The organism is Bradyrhizobium sp. RDM12 (assembly GCF_051917485.1).
Taxonomy (GTDB): domain Bacteria; phylum Pseudomonadota; class Alphaproteobacteria; order Rhizobiales; family Xanthobacteraceae; genus Bradyrhizobium.
In genome coordinates this window covers 4802028-4823287 of the sequence record NZ_CM133064.1, presented here as the reverse complement: position 1 = coordinate 4823287, position 21260 = coordinate 4802028, and the positions used below count along the sequence as shown (strand labels likewise).

Below are 21260 nucleotides of genomic sequence, written 5' to 3'. Positions count from 1 at the left end.
AGGCCGCATCATGCCTCATCTCATGGATTGAGCACGATCTTTTTGGCAACCGGCCCCCAGGAAGCCCCTGGACTCCCGAGCGGGCCGGATCATGCCTGCCGATCGAATTAGAACGAGGTGCCGCCGCCGAACCGGAATTCCTGCGTACGGTCATTCTTGCCCTTGGTGAGCGGCACCGCATAGTCGAAGCGCAGCGGACCGAACGGCGAGGCCCAGATCAGACCGACACCGACCGACGACCGGACCACATTGCCATTGTCATACACCAGGCCGGTACAAGTTCCAGCGCTGGCCGGATTGACGGTCGACGGCGTACAGTTCGAGTTCCTGGTCGTGGTCATTTCGTTGGTCACCGACCACGTCGTCGGGCCCTGATAGTCGAAGAGACCACCGGCGTCGGCGTAGACAGCGCCCTTCAGACCGACTTCCTTCGGCAGGAACCAGAACGGCATCTGCAATTCCAGCGAAGCGCCCCAATATTTGGTGCCGCCAAGCGCGTCCTGCGTACCAAAGGGATTCAAATCGCGCGGACCGATGCCGTTCGGCGCAAAGCCGCGGACGAGGTTCGGGCCCATCTGGAAATGATCCAGCATGCGCAGATCGCTGCCGACCTTGTTCAGGATGCCGCCCTGGAGATGGACGACACCGACCAGGTCCGATACCAGTGACTGGTAGTACTTCGCATCGGCCACGGTCTTCAGGTAGGAGACGTCGCCGCCGACACCGGCGAAGTCCTGCCTGAAGTCGATGAGCAGGCCGTCGGTCGGGTTCTTGTTGTTGTCGAGCGTGTTGTAGGTCAGCGTGTAGCCAAGCGCAGAGGTCAGCGTTTTGCCGTTCGCCAGCTCCTTGCGGACCGGGAGCGACGCTTCACCATCGCTATAGCAGCCGAGACCGTTGGTTGCCGGGTCCAGGGCGATGCCAGTCGCATTCGCAAAAGCCGGACTCGGATTGAATGCGGGATTCGGTGTCACACCGTCAGCCAGGAACTGGTTGTTGTTACAGTTCGCCAGAAAGGACGGCAGCGTGATTTCCTGCCGGTAGATCGAGTAGCGCAGCTGGAGCGACAAGTCCTCACGCAGCGCGAAGCCGAGGCGCGGCGAGAAGCCCAGCGTCTTGGTGCCGTAGGAGATGTAGCTGTTGGACAGCTGGGTGCGCTGATACATGTCGAGGCCCAGCGCGACGCGGTAGTCGAGCAGATACGGCTCGACGAACGACAGCGAATAGCCGCGGGCGTACTGGCCGTATGTGACCGACGCCTTGGCGAACAGGCCGCGGCCGAGCAGGTTACGCTCGGAGACCGAGACTTCGGCCAGCGCACCGTCGGTGGTGGAGTAACCGCCAGAGACCGAGAAGTCGCCGGTCGACTTTTCTTCGAGATCAACGATCAGGACCACGCGGTCGCTGGAAGAGCCCGGCTCCGTCGTGATCTTCACGGTCTTGAAGTAGTCGAGGTTCTTCAGGCGGCGCTCGGCGCGGTCGACCAGAGCACGGTTGTAGGCATCGCCCTCGGAGATGTCGAACTCGCGACGGATCACGTAGTCACGGGTACGGGTGTTTCCGCGGATATTGATGCGCTCGATATAAGTGCGCGGACCTTCATCGACGTTGAACACGACGGAGACGGTGTGCGCATCGAAATTGCGATCGCCGCCCGGACGCACCACTGCGAAGGCATAGCCGCGGCGTGAGGCCTCGATCTGCATGTCCTCGACCGACTTCTCGACCGATTCGACGTTGTAGAGCGAGCCGACATTGATGCGCGAGAAGCTGCGCAGCGTGCTCGGGTCGAAGTTCTGGATGCTGGTGCGGAAATCGACGGAGCCGACGCGGTACTGCTGGCCTTCCTCGATCTTGAAGGTGACGTTGAAGCCCTTCTTCTCCGGATCGTATTCGGTGAGCGCAGCCACCACCTGAACGTCGGCGAAGCCGTTCTTCAGGTAGAAGCGGCGAATCAGGTCGCGGTCGGCCTCGACGCGGTCCGGATCGTAGATGTCACCGCTACTGAGGAAGCTCAGCAGGTTCGATTCGTGCGTCTTGATGACGTCCCTGAGGCGGTAGGACGAGAACGCGGTGTTGCCGATGAACTCGATCGACTTGACCGCGGTTTTGGCGCCCTCGTTGACCGTGAAAATGAGATCGACGCGGTTGTTCGGTTGCTCGATGATCTCCGGCGTGACGGTCACGTCATAGCGGCCGGAGCGGCGATAGATTTCGGCGATCCGCAGCGTGTCCGACTGCACCATGGCGCGGGAGAACGTGCCGCGGGCCTTGGACTGGACCTCCGCAGTGAGCTGCTCGTCCTTGATCTTCTTGTTGCCCTCGAACGCGATGCGCCCGATCACCGGGTTTTCCACCACGGAAACGACGATCTGGCCACCGGCGCCGCGGTTGATCTTCACGTCCTGGAACAGGCCCGTCTCGATCAGCGCCTTGAGGCCGTCATCGATGGCAGCCTGATCGAGGCGCCCACCCGGACCGGGCTTGAAATAGGAGCGGATCGTCTCCACCTCGACGCGGCGATTCCCTTCGACGGAAATCGACTGCACGGTCTGAGCGAGCGCAGGCGAAGACACCAAAACAGCCCCAACCGGGGCAAACACCGGCGCGCCGAACATGATCAGGGTTGCGAGCAAGCCCCCCCGGAGTCGCAGTCCAAACTTCATTGCGCAACGCGCCCTTATCAGCTTACCAGACCCAACCCCAAAGCCGGTCTGGGAGATTCCCCAAGTTCGAAGCCGCTTGTAGCCAATTTCCCCGACACCGCAAACGGCCGAACGCGCTGTAATTTCAATTTCATTCCAAGACGTTGCTCATCAGCAACGCCACACAAAAGCCCCTATTAGGACGCCGCCATCCGCAGGATGTCGTTGTAGGTCGCGAACACCATCAGCATCAGCACCAGACCGAGCCCGATTCGGAAGCCCATCTCCTGGGTCCGCTCGGACAGCGGACGGCCACGCACCACCTCGGCCGTGTAGAACAGAAGGTGGCCTCCATCGAGCAGCGGGATCGGGAACAGGTTCAGAAGCCCGATCGACACCGACAGCACGGCGCACAAATTGATGACAAATTGGAACCCGGCGCTGGCCGCCTGCCCCGACATCTTGGCGATGCCGAGAACGCCGCTGACCTCATTCGGATTGCCCTGGCCGATGAACAAGGAACCCAGGAACTTGAAGGTGCTGGTGATAATGAACCAGACCTGCTCGACCCCGATCTTGAGCGCCTCGCCGACACCGACCGGCGCGGTCGAGGCCTCACCGGCTTGTGACTTGTGCTCGACGCCAAGCACGCCGACGCGGTGGCTGTTGCCGAACGGATCCTTGCGCTCGAGCAGCGCCGGCGTCGCGGTCAGCGACACGATCGTGCCATCCCGCTTCACCTGAAAAGACAGCGCTGAACCGGCACTCGTCGCGACGATCCGCTGCATGTCGGCAAAGCTCTCGATCGGCTTGCCGTCGATCTGCACGACGACGTCGCCGATCTTGAAGCCGGCGGCGGCCGCAGCACCATCGGCCACGACGCCGTCGACGCGCGCGATCGTGCTCGGCTTGCCGTAATACAGGGCCATGCCTGCGAAGATCAGGGCGCCGAGGATGAAATTGGCAATTGGACCTGCCGCGACGATGGCAGCGCGCGGGCCGACCTTCTTGTGGTGAAAGCTCCCGGCGCGCTCCTCGGCCGTCATGGCCGCGAGCGCTTCAGCCGAGGGGGTCGAAGCCTCACTCTCGTCGCCGAAGAACTTGACATAGCCGCCGAGCGGGATCGCCGAGATCTTCCAGCGGGTGCCGTGGCGATCGTTGAAACCGACGAGCTCAGGTCCGAAACCGAGCGAAAAAGTCAGCACCCGAACGCCAGCCCAGCGCGCGACCAGGAAATGGCCGAGTTCGTGGAAGAACACGACGATGGTCAGGACGAACAGGAAGGGAACCACGTAACCAAGGAGCCCATGGCTCAACGTATTGAAACTATGGACGAAAAAGTCGATCATCGAATTCCCTCACCCAGCGCCGCTAGGCCCTGGCCCCGAACCATCTAGGATGCCTTTAAGGCAATTTGAGGCAATAGGGCGGCAGCTTTATTTCGTGAAACATGGTCAACGGATATTGCATCATCCGCTGACGTCATGGGGGCTTGGTTCCCGCCCCGGATCCAGTCCTCCAGCGTCGCCTCGACCAACCGGGCAATGGCGCCGAACCGGATCTTGCCGGCGATGAAGGCCGCGACCGCGACCTCGTTGGCGGCGTTGTAGACTGTGGTTGCCCCCTTCCCGTGCCGGAGCGCATCGAACGCCAGGCGAAGCCCGGGGAACCGCTCGAAATCCGGTGCCTCGAAAGTCAGTTGGCCGATCTTGGCCAGATCGAGCTTGGCTGCCGGTCCCTTGATCCGATCGGGCCAGCCAAGGCAATGGGCGATCGGCGTACGCATGTCGGGCGAGCCGAGCTGGGCCATGACCGACCGGTCGGAGAACTCGACCATGCCGTGAATGATCGACTGAGGATGCACCAGGACGTCGATCTCATCAGGGCTCAGCGCGAACAGATAGGACGCCTCGATCACCTCGAGCCCCTTGTTCATCATCGAGGCGGAATCGATCGTGATCTTCTGGCCCATGCTCCAGTTCGGATGCTTCAGCGCCTGTTCGAGGGTCGCCTGCTCGATGTCGGCCGGCTTCCAGGTGCGGAACGGGCCGCCCGAGGCAGTGATGATGACGCGAACCAGCTCGTCGCGATTGCCCGATGCCAGCGCCTGGAACAGCGCGTTGTGCTCGGAATCGGCCGGCAAGATACAGGCGCCAGCTTTCGCCGCGCGCTGCATGAAGAAATCGCCGGCGCAAACCAGGCATTCCTTGTTCGCGAGCGCGACATGCGCGCCGCGATCGACCGCGGCCAGAGCCGGCTTCAGTCCGGCCGCGCCGCTCACAGCCGCCATCACCCAATCGGCCGGACGCGCGCCCGCTTCGATGACCGCGCTTTCGCCGGCGCCGCATTCGGTGCGCGTGCCCACAAGTGCGGACTTGAGTTCGGCGAACTTTGAGGCGTCTGCGATCGCGACGAAGCGCGCGGAGAATTCCTTCGCAAGCTTCGCCAGCGCCTCGACATTGCCGTTCGCGGTCAGCGCCTCGACGCGATAGCGCTCGGGCGAGGCGCGCAGCAGATCCATCGTGCTGTCGCCGATCGAGCCGGTGGCACCGAGCACCGTGACGCTGCGGATGTCGGCCGCAACAGGCTTGTTGTTACGCAAAGGGACTGCACTCATATCCTCACCAAACCATAAGACCGCCTCCGGCGCTATGCACGCCATGGCGGAGGAAGCCGATAATCCATGCCACCAGGACGGCGGCGACAAAGCCGTCGAGGCGGTCCAGAAGTCCGCCATGGCCGGGAATTAAGTGACTGGAATCCTTGACGCCGAAGCGTCTTTTCACTGCGGATTCGAAGAGATCGCCGAGCTGCGAAACCACCGTCAGGACGGCGCTCACGAGCAGCAGCGGAACCGCCTTTCCGATTCCGCAGGCGGCAAAGCCGGCCGCGACCGCAAGGCTCGCCGCAACGCTGCCGAACGCGCCGGCCCAGGTCTTCTTGGGACTGACGCGCGGCCAAAGCTTCGGTCCACCAATGCTGCGGCCTGCGAAATAACCGCCGATATCGGTCGCCCACACCACCAGCAGCACGAACATCAGCGCGGCGAAGCCGTGCGCGAGATCCTGCCGCAGCAGGATCGAGGCCAGCAGGGCCGCGGAGGCATAGGCGAATCCAGTCGCCGCCCAGACGAACTTGCCCCGCGCGATCAGCGTCACGATCGCGCCGCCGATGCAGCCGGTGATCACGGCAGTCTTCAATGCACCGAACGCAACGCAGAAGCCCATGATGGCGAGAATGATGGTCCCGGAAGCGGTCAGCGCGGCAGATCCCGCCCCCACCACCATCAGCCATTCCGCGAACAGTCCGATCGACACCAGGGTGACGAGGAGCGCCCACAGCCAACCGCCGGCATAGGCGAGCGCAATGGCAAGCGGCGCCAGCACCAGCGCTGCGAGGACTCGCATCACGAGGTTGCTGGAAGCGGGCGCAGAGCCCGCCGATGCGGCGTCGGGTTCGCTCACGAGGCGGTTTTCGCGACCAGGCCGCCGAAACGGCGCTCGCGCCTGGCGAATTCGGCGATCGCGCTTTCGAGCGCCGCCTTGTCGAAATCGGGCCAGTGGACCGGCACGAACACGAGCTCGCTATAGGCGGCCTGCCACATCAGGAAATTGGATAGCCGCTGCTCGCCGCTGGTGCGGATGATGAGATCGGGATCGGGAACGTCGGGCGCGTCGAGATGGCCGCCGAGCGCGTCGGCGTCGATCGAGGCAGGATCGCGCTTGCCGTCTGCAACTTCGCGCGCAAGTTTCTGCGCCGCTTTCGCAATTTCCTGCCGCGAGCCGTAGTTGAAGGCGACGACGAGCGTGAGGCGCGTGTTGTCGCGCGTCAATTCTTCGGCCTCGTTCAGCAGCGCGCAGATGTCGCCCTCGAGCCCGTCGCGCTCGCCGATGATCCGAACCTTGACGCCATCGCGATGCAGGGTCGCGAGGTCGTTGCGGATGAAGCGCTTGAGCAGACCGAAGAGATCGCCGATCTCGCTCGCCGGGCGCGACCAGTTCTCCGAGGAGAACGAGAAGATAGTGAGATAGCGGATGCCGAGCTCGTGCGAGGCACGCACCACGCGGCGCAGCGCCTCGACACCGCGGCGATGCCCCTCCGCCCGCGGCAGACCACGCGCGGCCGCCCACCGCCCGTTGCCATCCATGATGATGGCGACATGCGCAGGCGCGTCGGACCGGTCTGGTCCTTCCGTTGCGGGCGCGGCGGCGTTAGACATGGAGGCGGCCTTAAAGCATGATCCGGAGGAGCGCGAAGCGGTGTTCCCTCGCGACAAACGCTGAACGCGCTTGCGCGGAGATCATGCGCGAACAATACTCCAAAGCGGGATGATAATCGCTCATCGCGCTTCAGACGGTGAGGATTTCTTTTTCTTTGGCGGCCAGCAGCTGATCGATCTCGGTGATGGTGCCATCGGTCACCTTCTGCACCTCGTCGGCGTGACGCTTCTGATCGTCCTCCGACATCTCGTGATTCTTCTCGAGCTTCTTCAGAACATCGAGACCGTCGCGACGGACGTGACGCGCAGCCACCTTGGCGGCTTCGGCGTATTTGTGCGCGACCTTGACCAGCTCCTTGCGGCGCTCCTCGTTCAGCTCGGGGATGCGCAGGCGCAGCACCTGGCCTTCGGTCGCAGGCGACAGGCCGAGATTGGAATCGACGATCGCCTTCTCGACCGGCTTCACCATCGACTTGTCCCAGACCTGTACCGAGATCAGGCGCGGTTCGGGCACGCTGACCGTGGCGAGCTGATTGAGTGGCATGTGACTGCCATACGCCTCGACCTGCACCGGATCGAGCATCGAGGCCGACGCGCGGCCGGTACGCAGGCCGCCAAGCTCGTGCTTGAGCGACTGGACCGCGCCCTGCATGCGGCGCTTCACTTCGTTGAGGTCGAAATTACCCGTGGCCATCACGTTTCTCCTTCAATATCCCGGCGACCTCACCGCGCCCTTCCCTCGGGCGCACCAGATGAGCCGTCAGCCGGCGACGATCGTCCCGTGGCCTGCGCCGCGTAGAATCGCGCCGATCGAACCGGGCTCCGCGATCGAAAACACGATGATAGGCAGCGATGTCTCGCGGGCAAGTGCGAAGGCGGTCGCATCCATCACCTTGTAGCCGCCCTCGACGGCCTGTGAATGGGTTAGCCGGTCGAATCGCGTGGCCGACGGGTCCTTCTTCGGATCGGCCGAGTAAACGCCGTCGACATTGGTCGCCTTCAGCACCGCCTCGGCGCCGATCTCGGCGGCGCGCAGCACCGCCGTCGTGTCCGTGGTGAAGAACGGATTACCGGTTCCGCCGCCAAGCAACAGGATCCGGCCCTCGGCGAGGTATTTGTGCGCCGCGGTGCGGGTGAACAACTCGGAAACCTCGGGCATGACGAACGCCGACAGAGCCCTCGCCGGCGTGCCCTTGCGCTCGATCGTGGCTTCGAGCGCGAGGCAGTTCATCATGGTGGCAAGCATGCCCATGGTGTCGCCGGTCGGGCGCGACACGCCGCGGGAGGACACCTCGACGCCGCGAAAGATATTGCCGCCGCCGATTACCACCGCAACCTCGGTGCCGAGCTGGCGGGCGGCGATCAGATCGTCCGCAACCCGGTCCATGGTCGGCTGATCGATGCCAAAGCCCTGCTGTCCCGCGAGGTATTCGCCGGACAGCTTGATCACGACGCGACGATAGACCGGATCAGTCATGAGCACTTTCCTCGTCCGGGCGCCGCTTCCGGCGGCACGCCGGAAGGAACGTTCCGGCGCTTACTTCTTGCCGCTGGCCGCCGCGACCTCAGCCGCGAAGTCCGATTCCTGCTTCTCGATGCCTTCACCGAGGGCATAACGCACGAACCCCGCGATCTTCACGGCGCCACCGACTTTGCCTTCGGCTTCCTTCACCGCCTGCGCCACCGACTTGCCAGTATCGTGGATGAAGGCCTGCTCGAGCAGGCAGACTTCCTTGTAGTAGGTCTTCAGGCCGGACTCGACGATCTTCTCGATGACATTCTCCGGCTTGCCCTGCTGACGGTATTTGTCGGCGAGCACGTCCTTCACGCGCTTGACCACGGCCGGATCGAGACCGGACGGATCGAGCGCGAGCGGGTTGGTGGCGGCGACATGCATCGCGATCTGGCGGCCGAGCGCTGCGAGCTCGTCGGCCTTGCCGGGAGATTCCAGCGCCACGATCACGCCCATCTTGCCGGCGCCCTCGACGACCGCACCGTGGATGTAGTTCGACACCACGCCCTGGCTCACTTCGAGCGAAGCGGCACGACGGAGCGTCATGTTCTCGCCGATGGTGGCGATCGCGTCGTTGATGGCGGCTTCCACGGTGACGTCACCCACCTTGGCGCCCTTGATCTTCTCGACGTCAGCGCCGACGTCGAAAGCGACCTGGGCGACCATCTTGACGAGGCCCTGGAACTGGCCGTTGCGCGCGACGAAGTCGGTCTCGGAGTTGACCTCGACCACGACGCCCTTGTTGCCTTTGGTGAGCGCGCCGATCAGGCCCTCGGCCGCGACGCGGCCCGACTTCTTGGCGGCCTTGGACAGGCCTTTCTTGCGCAGCCAATCCTGCGCTGCTTCCATGTTGCCGTCGTTCTCGGTCAGCGCGGCCTTGCAGTCCATCATGCCTGCGCCGGTGGACTCGCGCAGATCCTTGACCATCGCAGCAGTGATCGTTGCCATCGTTGAAAATCCTTCTTGCCTGCCGGTTCGCCGCGGCGCGGCTTCAATCGCCCCGCCGCGGTCCATCTCAGGAATTCGCGTCAACTGAATGAGATGGTGGCCGGATCCTATCCGGCCAACCGATCGCTCTTTTTGACTATTCCGCTTCCGCGGTCAGCGCCTTGGCCTTGGCCACCCAGGCATCCGCACGGCTCGGCAGACCAACTTCTTCGCCGATCTTGTGCGCGGTGTCGTGATCGAGCTCGGCGAGCTGCCAGAAGTGGAAGATGCCGAGGTCGTTGAACTTCTTCTCGATCGCGCCCGACACGCCCGGGAGCTTCTTGAGGTCGTCGGCGGTGCCGCGCGGGCCGGCAAGGCCCTGGAAGCCGGCGGTCGTGGGCAGCTCTTCGGCGACCGGACGGGCCGATGCACCGATGTCGATGCCGGAATCGCCCTGGGCGCGCGAGATGCCGTCGATCGCGGCGCGCGCAATCAGATCGCAATACAACGAAATGGCGCGACCGGCGTCGTCATTGCCCGGCACCACATAGGTGATGCCCTTCGGATCGGAGTTGGTGTCGACGATCGCGGCGACAGGAATGTTGAGCCGCTGGGCTTCCTGAATCGCGATGTCTTCCTTGTTGGTGTCGATCACGAAGATCAGGTCGGGCAGACCGCCCATGTCCTTGATGCCGCCGAGCGAACGGTCGAGCTTGTCGCGCTCGCGCTGCAGCGTCAGGCGCTCCTTCTTGGTGTAGGAATTGGCTTCGCCGCCGGCCAGCACCTCATCGAGGTGACGCAGGCGTTTGATCGAGGCCGAGATCGTCTTCCAGTTGGTCAGCGTGCCGCCGAGCCAGCGCGAATTGACGAAATACTGCGCGCAGCGCTTGGCCGCGTCCGCGACGCCGTCCTGGGCCTGGCGCTTGGTGCCGACGAACAGGATGCGGCCGCCCTTGGCAACCGTGTCGCTGACGGCCTGAAGCGCCGTGTGCAGCAACGGCACGGTCTGGGCGAGGTCGACGATGTGGATGTTGTTGCGGGCGCCGAAAATGAACGGAGCCATTTTTGGATTCCAGCGGTGAGACTGGTGACCAAAATGCACGCCAGCTTCGAGCAGCTGACGCATAGTGAAATCGGGTAGTGCCATCGTTCTAATTCTCCGGTTGGTTCCTCCGGAAGCGTGTGAGCAAGACGGAGCGTTGTCGCCCCGGCTGCCACCGGACGGCCTTGTGAGCCATGCTTCCGTGTGAGATGGCGCGCTGTATAGCGCCATTTCGGCCAGAAGCAAGGAAATAAGGGCCTTTCGGGGCTTTACCGCCCGCGAAAGGCCCATTCCGGGATTTCGACCCTGTCCGCTAGCATCTTGGCTGGTTCGGCGGGCACTTTTTCGGCGCCGCCGCAGGCGGGCGCGGCGGCGGCGCGGCCGGCCGCGGCGGGGCCGCAGCCACCCGGGGCGGCGGTGGCGGTCCCGGGCGGGCCACCGGTGGCGGCGCAGGCCGGGCGGCGGCGACTGGCGGCCGGGGTGGCGGTGGCGGCGCGGGCCGTGCAGCGGCCACCGGCGGCCGCGGAGGCGGCGCAGCGGCCCGGGGCGGTGGCGTCGGTCTTGCAACCGCCTGCGGATGCGGCGGGGCCGGCGCCGGCTTTGCGGCCTGCGCAGGCGGTGGCGTGGCCCGCAGATTCTGCGGCCTGATCGGCTCCCGCGCCGCGACCGGCGGCGAAGGCGGCGTCGGCTTCGCATTGGTCACGGCCGGCTTGCCCGCCGGACTCGTCGGCGGGGTCCCCGCCGGCTCATGTGCCAATGATTTCGCGCGCGGCTCCGGCCCACCGACTGCCGGCGTTTGTGCCACGGGCGGTTTCACGGGCGGCTTGGAGGCCGGTGCGGTGGCGGCGTTGGCGGGAGCTGCCGCGTTGGCGGGGGCCGCTGCTGCATTGGGATGCACTTGCGGCAGGCCGTTGGCAGGTGCCGTTGCCGTCGGCGCCAGCCGGTTCGGTCCTTGGCCCGCGCCGGCCGGTGCGAGCGGCGTATTGTGGCTGCCCGGAACCGGAAGCGCATGGCCGGCCGCCGGCGGCGTGGTCTGCGGCGCAACCGCAGTCGGCGTGGCGTTGACCGGCTTCGCCATCATCGCCGCCGGCTTTGCCGTGGGATTGGTGACGAATGCCGCCTGGCTCGGCTTGAGCTGCTGGTTCGGATTGGCCTGGATCGTCTGCGCTTGCTGCTTCACGGCCGTCGGCACCTGCGTCATCCCGCCTGCGCGCCCCGGTCCGTTCGCTGCAATGGCTGCGGCCGCAGCGGCATTCCCGGCCGGCGGCGCGGCCGGCGCCTGGTTGATCACAGTGTTGATGACCGTGGTGTTATGGATGTTGTTGAAGATGATGTTGTTCGGCGGCGGCGCGACATAAACCGGCGGCCGGACGAACACCGGGATCGGCACGAACATGGGCTGCGGCAGCACGAACAGGCCGACCACCGGCAGCGGCGGCGGCAGCACGACGAAGTCCGGCGGTGGCGGCGGACAGAAATAATCCGGCGGCGGCGGTGGCGGCGCGAAGCCGAAATCAGGGTCGCTGAAATACAGCACCGGACGATCGACATAGACCACTTCGGCCGGCGGCGGCGGCGGCACGTCATAGTCCATCATCGCAAAGGTCGGCGGCGGCTCGAGCGGCGCGGTCAGGATCGCAAGCCTGCGTCGTGCGTCGCCCGCATGGGGTCCGCGCGGATAGCGGCGCAGATACGACCAATAGGCGTCCGGCGTATCGGCGCGATAGGACCGCCGCCAGGTGATCGCCTCGCGGCGCGCCGCCACGATCGCCATCACGCGCTTCGCCATGGGATCCCCGGGATAGGCGGCGAGAAATTCCTCATAGGCCGGCAGCGTGTCGCGCTCGAGCGCAGCCGCATAGGCGTCCTGTACGCCGAGATCGCGGATCGGCTTGTTGCGGATCGCCGCGACCTGGTCGGGTGCCGCCTGCGGCGGCGGCGCGTCCGGGGCGCGTTCGAAGAACGCGAATTGCTCGGTGACCTTCTGGTCGTCCCACGGCACTTGCCCGCCCTTGGAGGCCTCGTTGACGCGCAAGCGAACGCGGTCGAACACCTCCGGCAACGACAGGCCCCCGGCGCGGATCATCTCGGCGAGCGATTGCGCATAGATTCCGTACGGCCCCGGCTCCTCCGGCGCCACCGTACCGGGCGCGGCGTTGAACGCGATCAGCATGTTCGGATCTGGCTCGACCAGCGCCAGGCCGCTCGCGATCGGCTGCTGGCCGCCCTCGATGAAGGGCTGCGCGCGCGCCGCGTCGAGCACGATGATGTTGGCCTTGAGCGGAATCGCAGCGAGCTGGCGGGCATAATCGCTGATGCGCAGTGCCTCGGTCGGAACGTCGGTGTCGCGGCTGATGTTGGAATCGACCGGAATGAAATAGTTCTCGCCGGCAAGTTGCATGCCATAGCCGGCCAGATAGATCATCGCGACGGTGCCGGGGCCCGAGGCCTGCGCCTTCTGGATGAAATCGCGCAAGCTCTTGCGCAGCGTGTCGCCGTCGAGATCGCGTGCGCCGACCACGTCGAAGCCCGCCGCCTGCAGCGTCTGCGCGATCAGGCCGGCATCGTTCGCGGTGGTTGCCAGCGGCGACTTCGCATAGGCGCCGTTGCCGACCACGAGCGCGATACGCTTTTCCTGCTGCTGCGCGCGAACCGGCGTCAGTGCGCCCGCCACGAAGAGGATTGGCAGAAGGAGGCAGATGAAGACCTTGTGTGTCCCGCGCATGGCTTGCTCGTTGTTGTTGTTGAGATGCCGCTGCGCATCAGACGCGCGGCCGGCTGAACGGCAGTTGAACGAAAGGCTCGGATTGAGGCGACGGCATGGCGTCAGCCGAGCGCGATGTCCTGCGTAAGCTCCGCGTAAGCCTCAGCCGTTTTGCGTGAGCGTCAGCCTCGAGCCTCAGCTTTGCGCGATCGGATCGACCGTTCCCGTGGTGAGCCGATAGATGCCGCCGGAGATCTTCAGCTTGCCTTGTTCCATGGCTGCACTGAGGATCGGCGCGGCCGCCTTCAGCTTGGTGACGTTGTCGACCACGTTCTGCCGGATCGCGTTGTCGAGCACCTGCCCGCCCTGCTGCATCGCAGCTTTGGCGGCCGGCGCGATCGCATCGACCAGCGAGGGAATGCGTCCCGGCGGCGATGTGTTGTCCTTCAGCGCCTTCAGCGTGGCATCGACCGCACCGCAGGCATCATGGCCAAGCACGAGGATCAGCGGCGTGTTGAGCACGGCGACCGCGTATTCCAGGCTGGCGATGGTCTCGGTGCCGGCAAAATTGCCGGCGACGCGGCAAACGAAGAGATCGCCGCGGCCGGTGTCGAAGGCATATTCCGGCGCGATGCGCGAGTCGGCGCAGCTCAGCACCGCCGCGAACGGATTCTGCCCGCCGGCCAAAGCCTCGCGCTCGTGCTTGAAGTCGTGGCGCCGCGTCACGCCGTCGACGTAGCGGGCATTGCCCTCCATCAGCCGTTTCAGCGCCGCATCCGGCGACAGCACGTTCTGCGGTTTGGGGGGCGCCTTGTTGTCCTTGGCGAAGGCTCGGCCGCTGAAGGCGGTGCCAAGTGCGGCCGCCGTCAGCAGCATCGCGGACCGCCGCGACGGCGCCGGTCTGTCAGGCATGGTTCCAGAGCACTGATTGCACATGTCCCGCTCCCTCCCGGCGCGACGGACGCGCCCTCATGGACGAGCACCATCGCGGCCGATCATAGCCGCGATCACGTGACGAAACCACTACATCCGCCACGGGCCTTCGCGGCAGCAGGCTAGATCTGCTGCACGTCCACGACGCCCGCGACCGCCTTGATGGCGCCGGCGATCTGCGGCGAGACCTTGAAGCGGCCGGGCAGCTTCATCTCGACCTCGGTCTGGAGGTCGAGCATCATCACCAGCGAAACCTCGCCGTCGCCGCCACCGCGCGGTGCGATGCCGGGGCTGCCGATCTTTGGCGCAGCGCCGTTCGCGCTCGCGGCCTCCGGTCCGGCCAGACGCTTGGCGATCGAGTCCAGCGGCTTGGTGTCACGCACGAAGATGCGCAAGCCCTTCTGCGTCTTGGCGGCGGCGTCATCCAGCGGCTCGGCATGCAGGACGCGGGCGCGGACGTCCTCGCCCTGCAATTCAGCACCGAGTTGGAGCAGCACCGCAGCGCCCTGCTCCAGCACGTCGCGATATTGCGCGAGGCCTTCGGAGAACAGCACGGCCTCGAAATGAGCCGTGGGATCCGACAGGCCCATGATGCCCATCTTGTTGCCGGTCTTGGTACGCCGCTCCATGCGCGACACCACGGTGGCCGCGACCTTGCCGGCGGTAGCGCCGGTCTTCACCGCGCGGGAAAATTCCACCCAGCTCTGCACCCGCAGCCGCTTCAGCACCGTGGCGTAATCATCGAGCGGATGGCCCGACAGGAAGAAGCCGATCGCGTCATATTCGCGGCGCAGCCGCTCGGCCGGCAGCCACGGCTCGATCTGCGGCAGCATGATGGTCGGGGCATCCGCCGACATGCCGAACATGTCGTTCTGGCCGATGGTCTCGGCCTGATGCGCGCGCTGGCAGGCGGCGAGGATCGAGTCGGCGCCGGCGAAGACCCGTGCCCTGTTTGGCTCCAGCGTGTCGAAGGCGCCGGCGGCAGCCAGACTCTCGATGATACGCTTGTTGATCGCCCGCGGATTGACCCGCGCCGCGAAGTCGGCGAGCGAGGTGAACAACCCCCGCCTGGTCCGCTCCTCGATGATCTGGTCGATCGCCTGGATGCCGACGCCCTTGAGCGCCGCGAGCGCATAGTAGATGACCTTGTCGCCGACCTCGAAAGTCGCGCCCGAGCGGTTGATGTTCGGCGGCTCGACCTTGATGCCGAGGCGCTGCGCCTCGGAGCGGAATTCGGAGAGCTTGTCCGTGTTGTTGAGATCGAGCGTCATCGACGCTGCGATGAACTCCACCGGATAATGCGCCTTCATATAGGCAGTGTGGTAGGACACCAGCGCATAGGCCGCCGCGTGGCTCTTGTTGAAGCCGTAGTCGGCGAATTTCGCCAGCAGCTCGAAGATGGTCTCGGCCTGCCCCTTCGGCACGCCGTTCTTCACCGCGCCGGCGACGAAGATCTCGCGCTGCTTCTCCATCTCGGCGCGGATCTTCTTGCCCATGGCGCGGCGCAACAGGTCGGCGTCGCCGAGCGAATAGCCCGACATCACCTGCGCGATCTGCATCACCTGTTCCTGGTAGATGATGACGCCGAAGGTTTCCTTGAGGATCGGCTCGAGCACCGGATGGAGATATTCCGGCTCCTCGTCGCCATGCTTGCGCGCGCAATAGGTCGGGATGTTCGCCATCGGGCCCGGGCGATAGAGCGCGACCAGCGCGATGATGTCCTCGAAACGGTCGGGACGCATGTCGACCAGCGCGCGCCGCATGCCCTGGCTTTCAACCTGGAACACGCCGACCACCTCGCCGCGCGCCAGCATCTGGTAGCTCTCGGCATCGTCGATGGGCAGCGTCGCGAGATCGACATGGATGTCGCGCGGCTTGAGCAGCTTGCATGCGACGTCGAGCACGGTCAGCGTCTTCAGGCCGAGGAAGTCGAACTTGACGAGGCCGGCCGGCTCGACCCATTTCATGTTGAACTGGGTCACCGGCATGTCCGACTTCGGATCGCGGTACATCGGCACGAGCTCGCTCAAGGGGCGATCGCCGATCACGATGCCGGCCGCGTGGGTCGAGGCGTGCCGCGTCAGGCCTTCGAGGCGTTGCGCGATGTCGAAGGCGCGCGCCACCACCGGGTCTTCGTCGCGGAAGGCCTGAAGCTTTGGCTCGCTCTCGATCGCAGCGGCGAGCGTGACCGGCGCGGCCGGGTTCTGCGGCACCAATTTCGTCAGCTTGTCGACCTGGCCGTAAGGCATCTGCAGCACCCGGCCGACGTCGCGCAGCACGCCGCGCGCCTGCAGCGTACCGAAGGTGATGATCTGCGCGACCTGGTCCCGGCCGTAGCGCTCCTGCACGTACTTGATCACCTCGCCGCGGCGGTCCTGGCAGAAGTCGATGTCGAAGTCCGGCATCGAGACGCGCTCGGGATTGAGGAAGCGCTCGAACAGCAGACCGAACTTGATCGGGTCGAGGTCGGTGATGGTCAGCGCCCACGCCACCAGCGAGCCTGCGCCGGAGCCACGGCCGGGTCCGACCGGAATGCCCTGCGCCTTTGCCCATTTGATGAAGTCGGACACGATCAGGAAGTAGCCCGCGTACTTCATGCGCATGATGACGTCGAGCTCGAACGCCAGCCGCTTGTTGTAGTCCTCGTCAGTCGTGCCCTGCGACAGGCCGTGCACGCGCAGACGATTGGCGAGCCCCTCCTCCGCCTGCCGCTTCAGCTCGGCCGATTCGACCGCAGCGGCATCGGAGCTCGCCGCGGCACCGACCGTGAAGAACGGCAGGATCGGCTTGCGCGTCATCGGGCGGAACGAGCAGCGCTCGGCGATCTCCACGGTCGACGCCAGCGCTTCCGGAATGTCGGCGAACAGCACCGCCATCTCGGCGCGGGTCTTGAAGCGGTGATCGGGCGTGAGCTGCTCGCGCTCGGTCTCCGCGATCAGACGGCCGCCGGCGATGCAGAGCAGCGCGTCATGGGCCTCGTAATCGTCCGCCGCGGCGAAATACGGTTCGTTGGTTGCGACCAGCGGCAGGCCCTTGGCATAGGCCATGTCGATCAGTCCGCTCTCGACGCGCCGTTCCTTGTCGAGGTTGTGGCGTTGCAATTCGACATAGAAGCGGTCGCCGAACAGGCCGGCGAGACGCTCGCAGCGCGCGGCCGCAATCTCAGCCTGGCCGCTCGCAAGCGCGAGCGAGATCGGCCCGTCCGGGCCGCCGGTCAGCGCGATCAGGCCCTCGGTCTCGCCGTCGAACCAGTCGAACTTGATGAAGGGCGCGTGGCTGTCGGGCGATTCGAGGAACGCGCGCGAATTCAGCCGCATCAGGCTGCGATAGCCGCGCTCTTGCGCTGCCAGCAGCACCACCCGCGAAGGCGGCAGCGCGTTGCGCGCATTGGGATCCTGGTCGCCGAAATCGATCGCGAGCTCGCAGCCGACGATCGGCTGGATGCCGGAGCCCGCCATTTTGTCGGAGAATTCCAGCGCACCGAACAGATTGTCGGTGTCGGTCAGCGCCAGCGCCGGCTGGTGATCCTTCTTCGCCAGTTCCGCGAGCTTGGCGATCTTGATCGAGCCCTTGAGCAGCGAATAGGCCGAGTGAACGTGAAGGTGGACAAATCCGGCGCTCGGCATGGTCGCGTGACGGCCTCTTGCAGATGGGGTGGAGCGGTTGCCGGCAGTGGAGGCATCTTGCACTCGCCCGGCCGACTCGCCTCACAATGGTGGGGGCTCGCTGCGCCAGAGTCCACGCCAGAGCCGCCGATCGGCCACCTCATCCCGCTTTTCCCCAAGGCGCCCCCCAGCGGCCGCCGTCAGCTTCCCGACCAACGGTTTCCAAAACCGCTGGTCTTCAACTGCGGAATCAGAGCTGGGGGATCAGAGCTGCGGGATCACCTGGGCCCAGATCGCGATCATCCCGACGAACAGCGCGATCGACGTCAGTGCAGCGGCTTCTTCCACGAAAATCCTGAACATGGCTTGCTCCATCACCAGAACGTATGAAGAACATTGTTCTCATTTCGTTCTCAAGAGTCAAGCAAACTCGGCCGCTTCAAAATCAGATGGTTAACTCGCTGAATTCACACGATAAAAAAGCCCCGGCGCTAGGCCGGGGCTTTCGACATCCGCTCGGAAGGAGCGGCTGGTCTCAGTGTTTTGCTCAGTACTTGGCGAGGATCGGGCCGCCGAACTTGTAGTTCAGGCGGACGAGACCCATGTCGACGTCCTGGCGGACGCGATCGGTCTGAATGCCGGTAAAGGTGATGTCCTTGTCCGACAGGAAGATGTGGTTGTACTCGACGCCAACCGACCAGTTCGGAGCGAAGCCGAACTCGAGGCCCGCACCGACGGTGCCGCCCCAGCGGGTGTCGTTGACGGAGGCAACGGTCACGCCGGCCGTACGCAGCTCGTTCTTGGTGCCAACCACAGCCGCACCGCCCTTGACGTAGAGCAGGACGTTGTTCCAGGCGTAGCCCACCTGGCCGGTGATCAGACCGAACGAATCGATCTTCGAGCGATCGGTGAAGCCGGTCAGCGCGCTGAGGTTGTCGCCGGAGAAGTCAGCCCAGTTGCCCTGGCCTTCCAGGCCGAACACCCACTGTGCCGACTGCCAGCGATAGCCGACCTGACCACCGACCGTGCCGCCGGTGGCGTTGTGGGAACCTTCGCCGCCAACCAGCGGAGCGGTCTGATCCCAGGTCGTGTGAGCGGAAGCGCCACCACCATTGATGCCGATGTAGAACCCGCTCCAGTCATAGACAGTTGCGATCATCGCGGGCGCCTTGGTGTAAGGACGCGCAGCGAGGTCAGCAGCCAGTGCCGGTGCAGTCGCGCTGATCGCGACGAGGCTCATGGCAGCAAGCAACATATTCTTGTTCATTTGAATCCCGTTCCAGTTTCGTCGTTAGGCCCCCGGGCCGTGGCGACGTCATAACAGCCATCGACGGAATTGCTGTAACCTCGACGCAACAGTTCACGTCAAAGGGCCCTGCTACATTAATGAAAGTTTAGCGATTCACGCGCGGAAACGCTTTGAAACGAGACTCTTCAGCAGTTCCAATGTTGTCGACGCGATACACAGTGCGAACGCGCGAAACAACGACGCGCGCACAATCATGTGATCCGAGAATTAAAGAATGCGCGCGTTGTTCCATCTTCGCATTCTCGCCACATTCCCAGCGCGATCGCCGCGAGTGCATTCATGTCGGCTGCGAGCACGCGATTAAGGGCGCGCGCCCGGATATCTTATGGCCAGGGCGGAGCGTCCAGTGATGGCGCGACCTCGACGGCTCCTCCTCACCTCGCTGCGCCAGACCATCACAACGCAACAGAGCGGCTTCATCCAGTTCAAGATGAACAGACCGGTCGACATTCCCTGCCCCAGTTGCTCGGGATCAATCGCCCCGCTTCGGCATCGTTGCCACGCCTCGACACCTGCCGTACGCGGCACGTCGGTTGGATCGAAATCGAACTTGAGAAGACGACGGTGCGGCTCGTCGAGTTCCGCGTCAACCAAGACCCAGCGTTGTTCACCCCGCGCCCAATATTCGCACACCCAGTGATCGTGATAGCCGTGCCCGGTAAAGTATGTGCCGAAACCGCAGCGGACGCGGGCGGGCACGCCGTGCTGTCGCAGAGCCGCGCACAACACCAACGCATCCCGGCACATTGCCAAGGCGCGCAACGCACCCGGCCGCGTGATCGTGAGCGGCCGCGGGTCAATAGCCACAAGCTGATCCAGGCGTTTGACACCGGCAACGTGGCACGGCCTTGACGGGAGAAGGCAGCGGGATCGAACCCTGCCTCTCGATCCATGCCTCGTGGGTCTCAACGGAAGATAGACCTCCGTCCTTGATAGAATGATCTCACGACGTTCCAACATGCCACTAAAAGTTGTGGCTGCTCCGATCATCCTGTACCGTCGGCGCGTGTCCTCCCCTGCCCGGTCTGCTCATTAATGCTTGCCCGTATCCTGCTCCTCGTGGCCGCGCTCTCGATCCCCGGCGCATTGCGTGCAGAACAGACAACGGCCGAGAGGGCCGGATTTGCCGCCAGGCTGAGGATCTATCTTGCGAAGGGGACCCCTGATGCTTGCGGGCCGGGCTGCGACCGCTGGATCGCGATCGAGGGCCAGATCGACAATGACGCCGCGTCGCGCGTCCGTCGTTTCCTCGCCGGCATCAAGGACACGCAGCGTCCGATCTACCTTCATTCGCCCGGCGGCAATGTGGAGCAGTCCTATGTCATCGGACGCCTCTTGCGCAGCCGCAAGGCAGTCGCGCGGATCGGGCAGACCATCGCGACGGCATGTGCCGCGGGCACGCAGGTGGACGCCGCGTGCCAGACAACGAAGAACGCAGGCGGCGAAGTCGAGGCCGAGCTCACCACCTACCATGCGATGTGCAACTCGGCCTGCGGTTACCTGTTTCTCGGTGCGACCTCGCGCGAGGTCGCACCCGACGCCGCGCTGGCGGTGCATAATTCCAGGCTCGTATTCGCCATACACGGCCATCCGCCTCCGGCGTTGCTGGCAGAATTCAGGCAGCGTCGCACCGCAAGCGCCGACCGCGAGCGTACCGCCTACATTGCGTCGATGGGGATCAGGCGCGAGCTTGATGATCTGATCCAAACCGTGAAGTTCGAAAATCTGCACCTGCTGACGCGTGCCGAACTGTACCGGTTCGGGATCGACACACGACCGCTTGCCGAGGCGATGTGGCGGCTGGAGAAGGGAACGTGGCCCTACGTCAGCAAGTTCGCAGTGCTGAAGAAGGAGAACGATGCGTCATTCCGGACCATGGAATGGCGCCTGTTCTGCGAAACCAAGAATCGCGTGCCGCTGATGTTCGCGGCCGAGATCGACGATGCGGCGATCGGCAAGAGCACGATCACGATGACGGCGGACGCCGATTCCAAAGAGGAAGTCGGAGGAATTGCGGCGTACGTCGGCAACTACGAAATGTGGATCGGCTCGCTCGATTTCGGTATGTTTAGGGCGATCATGGCCTCGCGCTCCCTGCAGGACGAAACGACAGACGCGACAAAGTTCGACATTGACGCCACGGGTCTGCCTTCGGCGTGGAGGCAGCTCGAGGCATCTTGCCCACCCGCGACGGCCGTCCCGAAGAGCCCCTGGCCATCGGCTCCTCTGCCAAGTCGCGGCAGCTAGGGCCGCAAGCATCGGGCGGCGCTGTTTTGACGCCGCCTGGACGGCTGGCTGCGTCGTGGGCAGCTTGCCGCTGAGATCTTCGCGCGGAACTGGCAACCGCCTCGAGCGTCACCCGGCCG

At 64.8% G+C, this 21260-nt stretch carries 15 protein-coding genes; 1 reads left to right on the top strand and 14 read right to left on the bottom strand.

Annotated elements, in window-relative coordinates:
- Positions 1-107 precede the first annotated feature (107 nt).
- From bamA to ACTGJ9_RS23485, 14 genes are all read right to left on the bottom strand, one after another.
- Positions 108-2663 carry an outer membrane protein assembly factor BamA gene (gene bamA / locus ACTGJ9_RS23550; protein ID WP_456673042.1) on the bottom strand — a complete coding sequence of 852 codons (2556 nt, stop codon included), beginning with the start codon at positions 2661-2663 and terminating at the stop codon, positions 108-110.
- 176 nt (positions 2664-2839) lie between these two features.
- Positions 2840-3991, bottom strand: coding sequence for an RIP metalloprotease RseP (gene rseP / locus ACTGJ9_RS23545; protein WP_456673041.1), 1152 nt, complete (start codon positions 3989-3991; stop codon positions 2840-2842).
- A gap of 44 nt (positions 3992-4035) precedes the next feature.
- Positions 4036-5259 carry a 1-deoxy-D-xylulose-5-phosphate reductoisomerase gene (dxr, locus tag ACTGJ9_RS23540; protein ID WP_456673040.1) on the bottom strand — a complete coding sequence of 408 codons (1224 nt, stop codon included), beginning with the start codon at positions 5257-5259 and terminating at the stop codon, positions 4036-4038.
- A gap of 4 nt (positions 5260-5263) precedes the next feature.
- The gene (locus tag ACTGJ9_RS23535; protein ID WP_456673039.1) at positions 5264-6106 is read right to left on the bottom strand and encodes a phosphatidate cytidylyltransferase; all 843 of its coding nucleotides are present in this window, start codon (positions 6104-6106) and stop codon (positions 5264-5266) included.
- Complete coding sequence (locus tag ACTGJ9_RS23530) at positions 6103-6861, bottom strand: isoprenyl transferase (RefSeq protein WP_456673038.1); 759 nt, start codon at positions 6859-6861, stop codon at positions 6103-6105. Before ACTGJ9_RS23530 ends, ACTGJ9_RS23535 begins: the two co-directional genes overlap by 4 nt.
- A gap of 130 nt (positions 6862-6991) precedes the next feature.
- Complete coding sequence (gene frr, locus ACTGJ9_RS23525; protein ID WP_426407304.1) at positions 6992-7555, bottom strand: ribosome recycling factor; 564 nt, start codon at positions 7553-7555, stop codon at positions 6992-6994.
- Between the two features lie 66 nt (positions 7556-7621).
- On the bottom strand, positions 7622-8338 hold the full coding sequence (pyrH, locus tag ACTGJ9_RS23520) for a UMP kinase (protein ID WP_456673037.1): 717 nt from the start codon (positions 8336-8338) through the stop codon (positions 7622-7624).
- 60 nt (positions 8339-8398) lie between these two features.
- A complete protein-coding gene (gene tsf / locus ACTGJ9_RS23515) occupies positions 8399-9322 on the bottom strand; it encodes a translation elongation factor Ts (protein ID WP_456673036.1) in 924 nt (307 codons plus the stop codon).
- A 136-nt stretch (positions 9323-9458) separates the two neighbouring features.
- Positions 9459-10448 carry a 30S ribosomal protein S2 gene (locus tag ACTGJ9_RS23510; protein WP_456673035.1) on the bottom strand — a complete coding sequence of 330 codons (990 nt, stop codon included), beginning with the start codon at positions 10446-10448 and terminating at the stop codon, positions 9459-9461.
- 208 nt (positions 10449-10656) lie between these two features.
- Positions 10657-13068 carry a caspase family protein gene (locus ACTGJ9_RS23505; RefSeq protein ID WP_456673034.1) on the bottom strand — a complete coding sequence of 804 codons (2412 nt, stop codon included), beginning with the start codon at positions 13066-13068 and terminating at the stop codon, positions 10657-10659.
- A 174-nt stretch (positions 13069-13242) separates the two neighbouring features.
- A complete protein-coding gene (locus ACTGJ9_RS23500) occupies positions 13243-13983 on the bottom strand; it encodes a carbonic anhydrase (protein WP_456673033.1) in 741 nt (246 codons plus the stop codon).
- A 119-nt stretch (positions 13984-14102) separates the two neighbouring features.
- Positions 14103-17606 (bottom strand): DNA polymerase III subunit alpha, encoded by a 3504-nt coding sequence (dnaE, locus tag ACTGJ9_RS23495; protein WP_456673032.1) that lies wholly within the window; start codon positions 17604-17606, stop codon positions 14103-14105.
- Positions 17607-18132: 526 nt separating this feature from the next.
- On the bottom strand, positions 18133-18852 hold the full coding sequence (locus ACTGJ9_RS23490) for an outer membrane protein (protein ID WP_456673031.1): 720 nt from the start codon (positions 18850-18852) through the stop codon (positions 18133-18135).
- 342 nt (positions 18853-19194) lie between these two features.
- Positions 19195-19701, bottom strand: coding sequence for a hypothetical protein (locus tag ACTGJ9_RS23485; protein WP_456673030.1), 507 nt, complete (start codon positions 19699-19701; stop codon positions 19195-19197).
- Between the two features lie 228 nt (positions 19702-19929).
- Here ACTGJ9_RS23485 and ACTGJ9_RS23480 point away from each other — a divergent pair, with 228 nt between their 5' ends.
- On the top strand, positions 19930-21141 hold the full coding sequence (locus ACTGJ9_RS23480) for a hypothetical protein (RefSeq protein WP_456673029.1): 1212 nt from the start codon (positions 19930-19932) through the stop codon (positions 21139-21141).
- Positions 21142-21260: the final 119 nt, after the last annotated feature.

Bases quoted from the DNA above. Each gene is read 5' to 3' on its own strand.
- ACTGJ9_RS23505 (WP_456673034.1), bottom strand. From the start codon at position 13,068: ATGCGCGGGACACACAAGGTCTTCATCTGCCTCCTTCTGCCAATCCTC.
- dnaE (WP_456673032.1), bottom strand. From the start codon at position 17,606: ATGCCGAGCGCCGGATTTGTCCACCTTCACGTTCACTCGGCCTATTCG.
- tsf (WP_456673036.1), bottom strand. From the start codon at position 9,322: ATGGCAACGATCACTGCTGCGATGGTCAAGGATCTGCGCGAGTCCACC.
- ACTGJ9_RS23530 (WP_456673038.1), bottom strand. From the start codon at position 6,861: ATGTCTAACGCCGCCGCGCCCGCAACGGAAGGACCAGACCGGTCCGAC.
- frr (WP_426407304.1), bottom strand. From the start codon at position 7,555: ATGGCCACGGGTAATTTCGACCTCAACGAAGTGAAGCGCCGCATGCAG.
- ACTGJ9_RS23510 (WP_456673035.1), bottom strand. From the start codon at position 10,448: ATGGCACTACCCGATTTCACTATGCGTCAGCTGCTCGAAGCTGGCGTG.
- ACTGJ9_RS23490 (WP_456673031.1), bottom strand. From the start codon at position 18,852: ATGAACAAGAATATGTTGCTTGCTGCCATGAGCCTCGTCGCGATCAGC.
- rseP (WP_456673041.1), bottom strand. From the start codon at position 3,991: ATGATCGACTTTTTCGTCCATAGTTTCAATACGTTGAGCCATGGGCTC.
- dxr (WP_456673040.1), bottom strand. From the start codon at position 5,259: ATGAGTGCAGTCCCTTTGCGTAACAACAAGCCTGTTGCGGCCGACATC.
- pyrH (WP_456673037.1), bottom strand. From the start codon at position 8,338: ATGACTGATCCGGTCTATCGTCGCGTCGTGATCAAGCTGTCCGGCGAA.
- bamA (WP_456673042.1), bottom strand. From the start codon at position 2,663: ATGAAGTTTGGACTGCGACTCCGGGGGGGCTTGCTCGCAACCCTGATC.
- ACTGJ9_RS23500 (WP_456673033.1), bottom strand. From the start codon at position 13,983: ATGTGCAATCAGTGCTCTGGAACCATGCCTGACAGACCGGCGCCGTCG.
- ACTGJ9_RS23480 (WP_456673029.1), top strand. From the start codon at position 19,930: ATGCTTGCCCGTATCCTGCTCCTCGTGGCCGCGCTCTCGATCCCCGGC.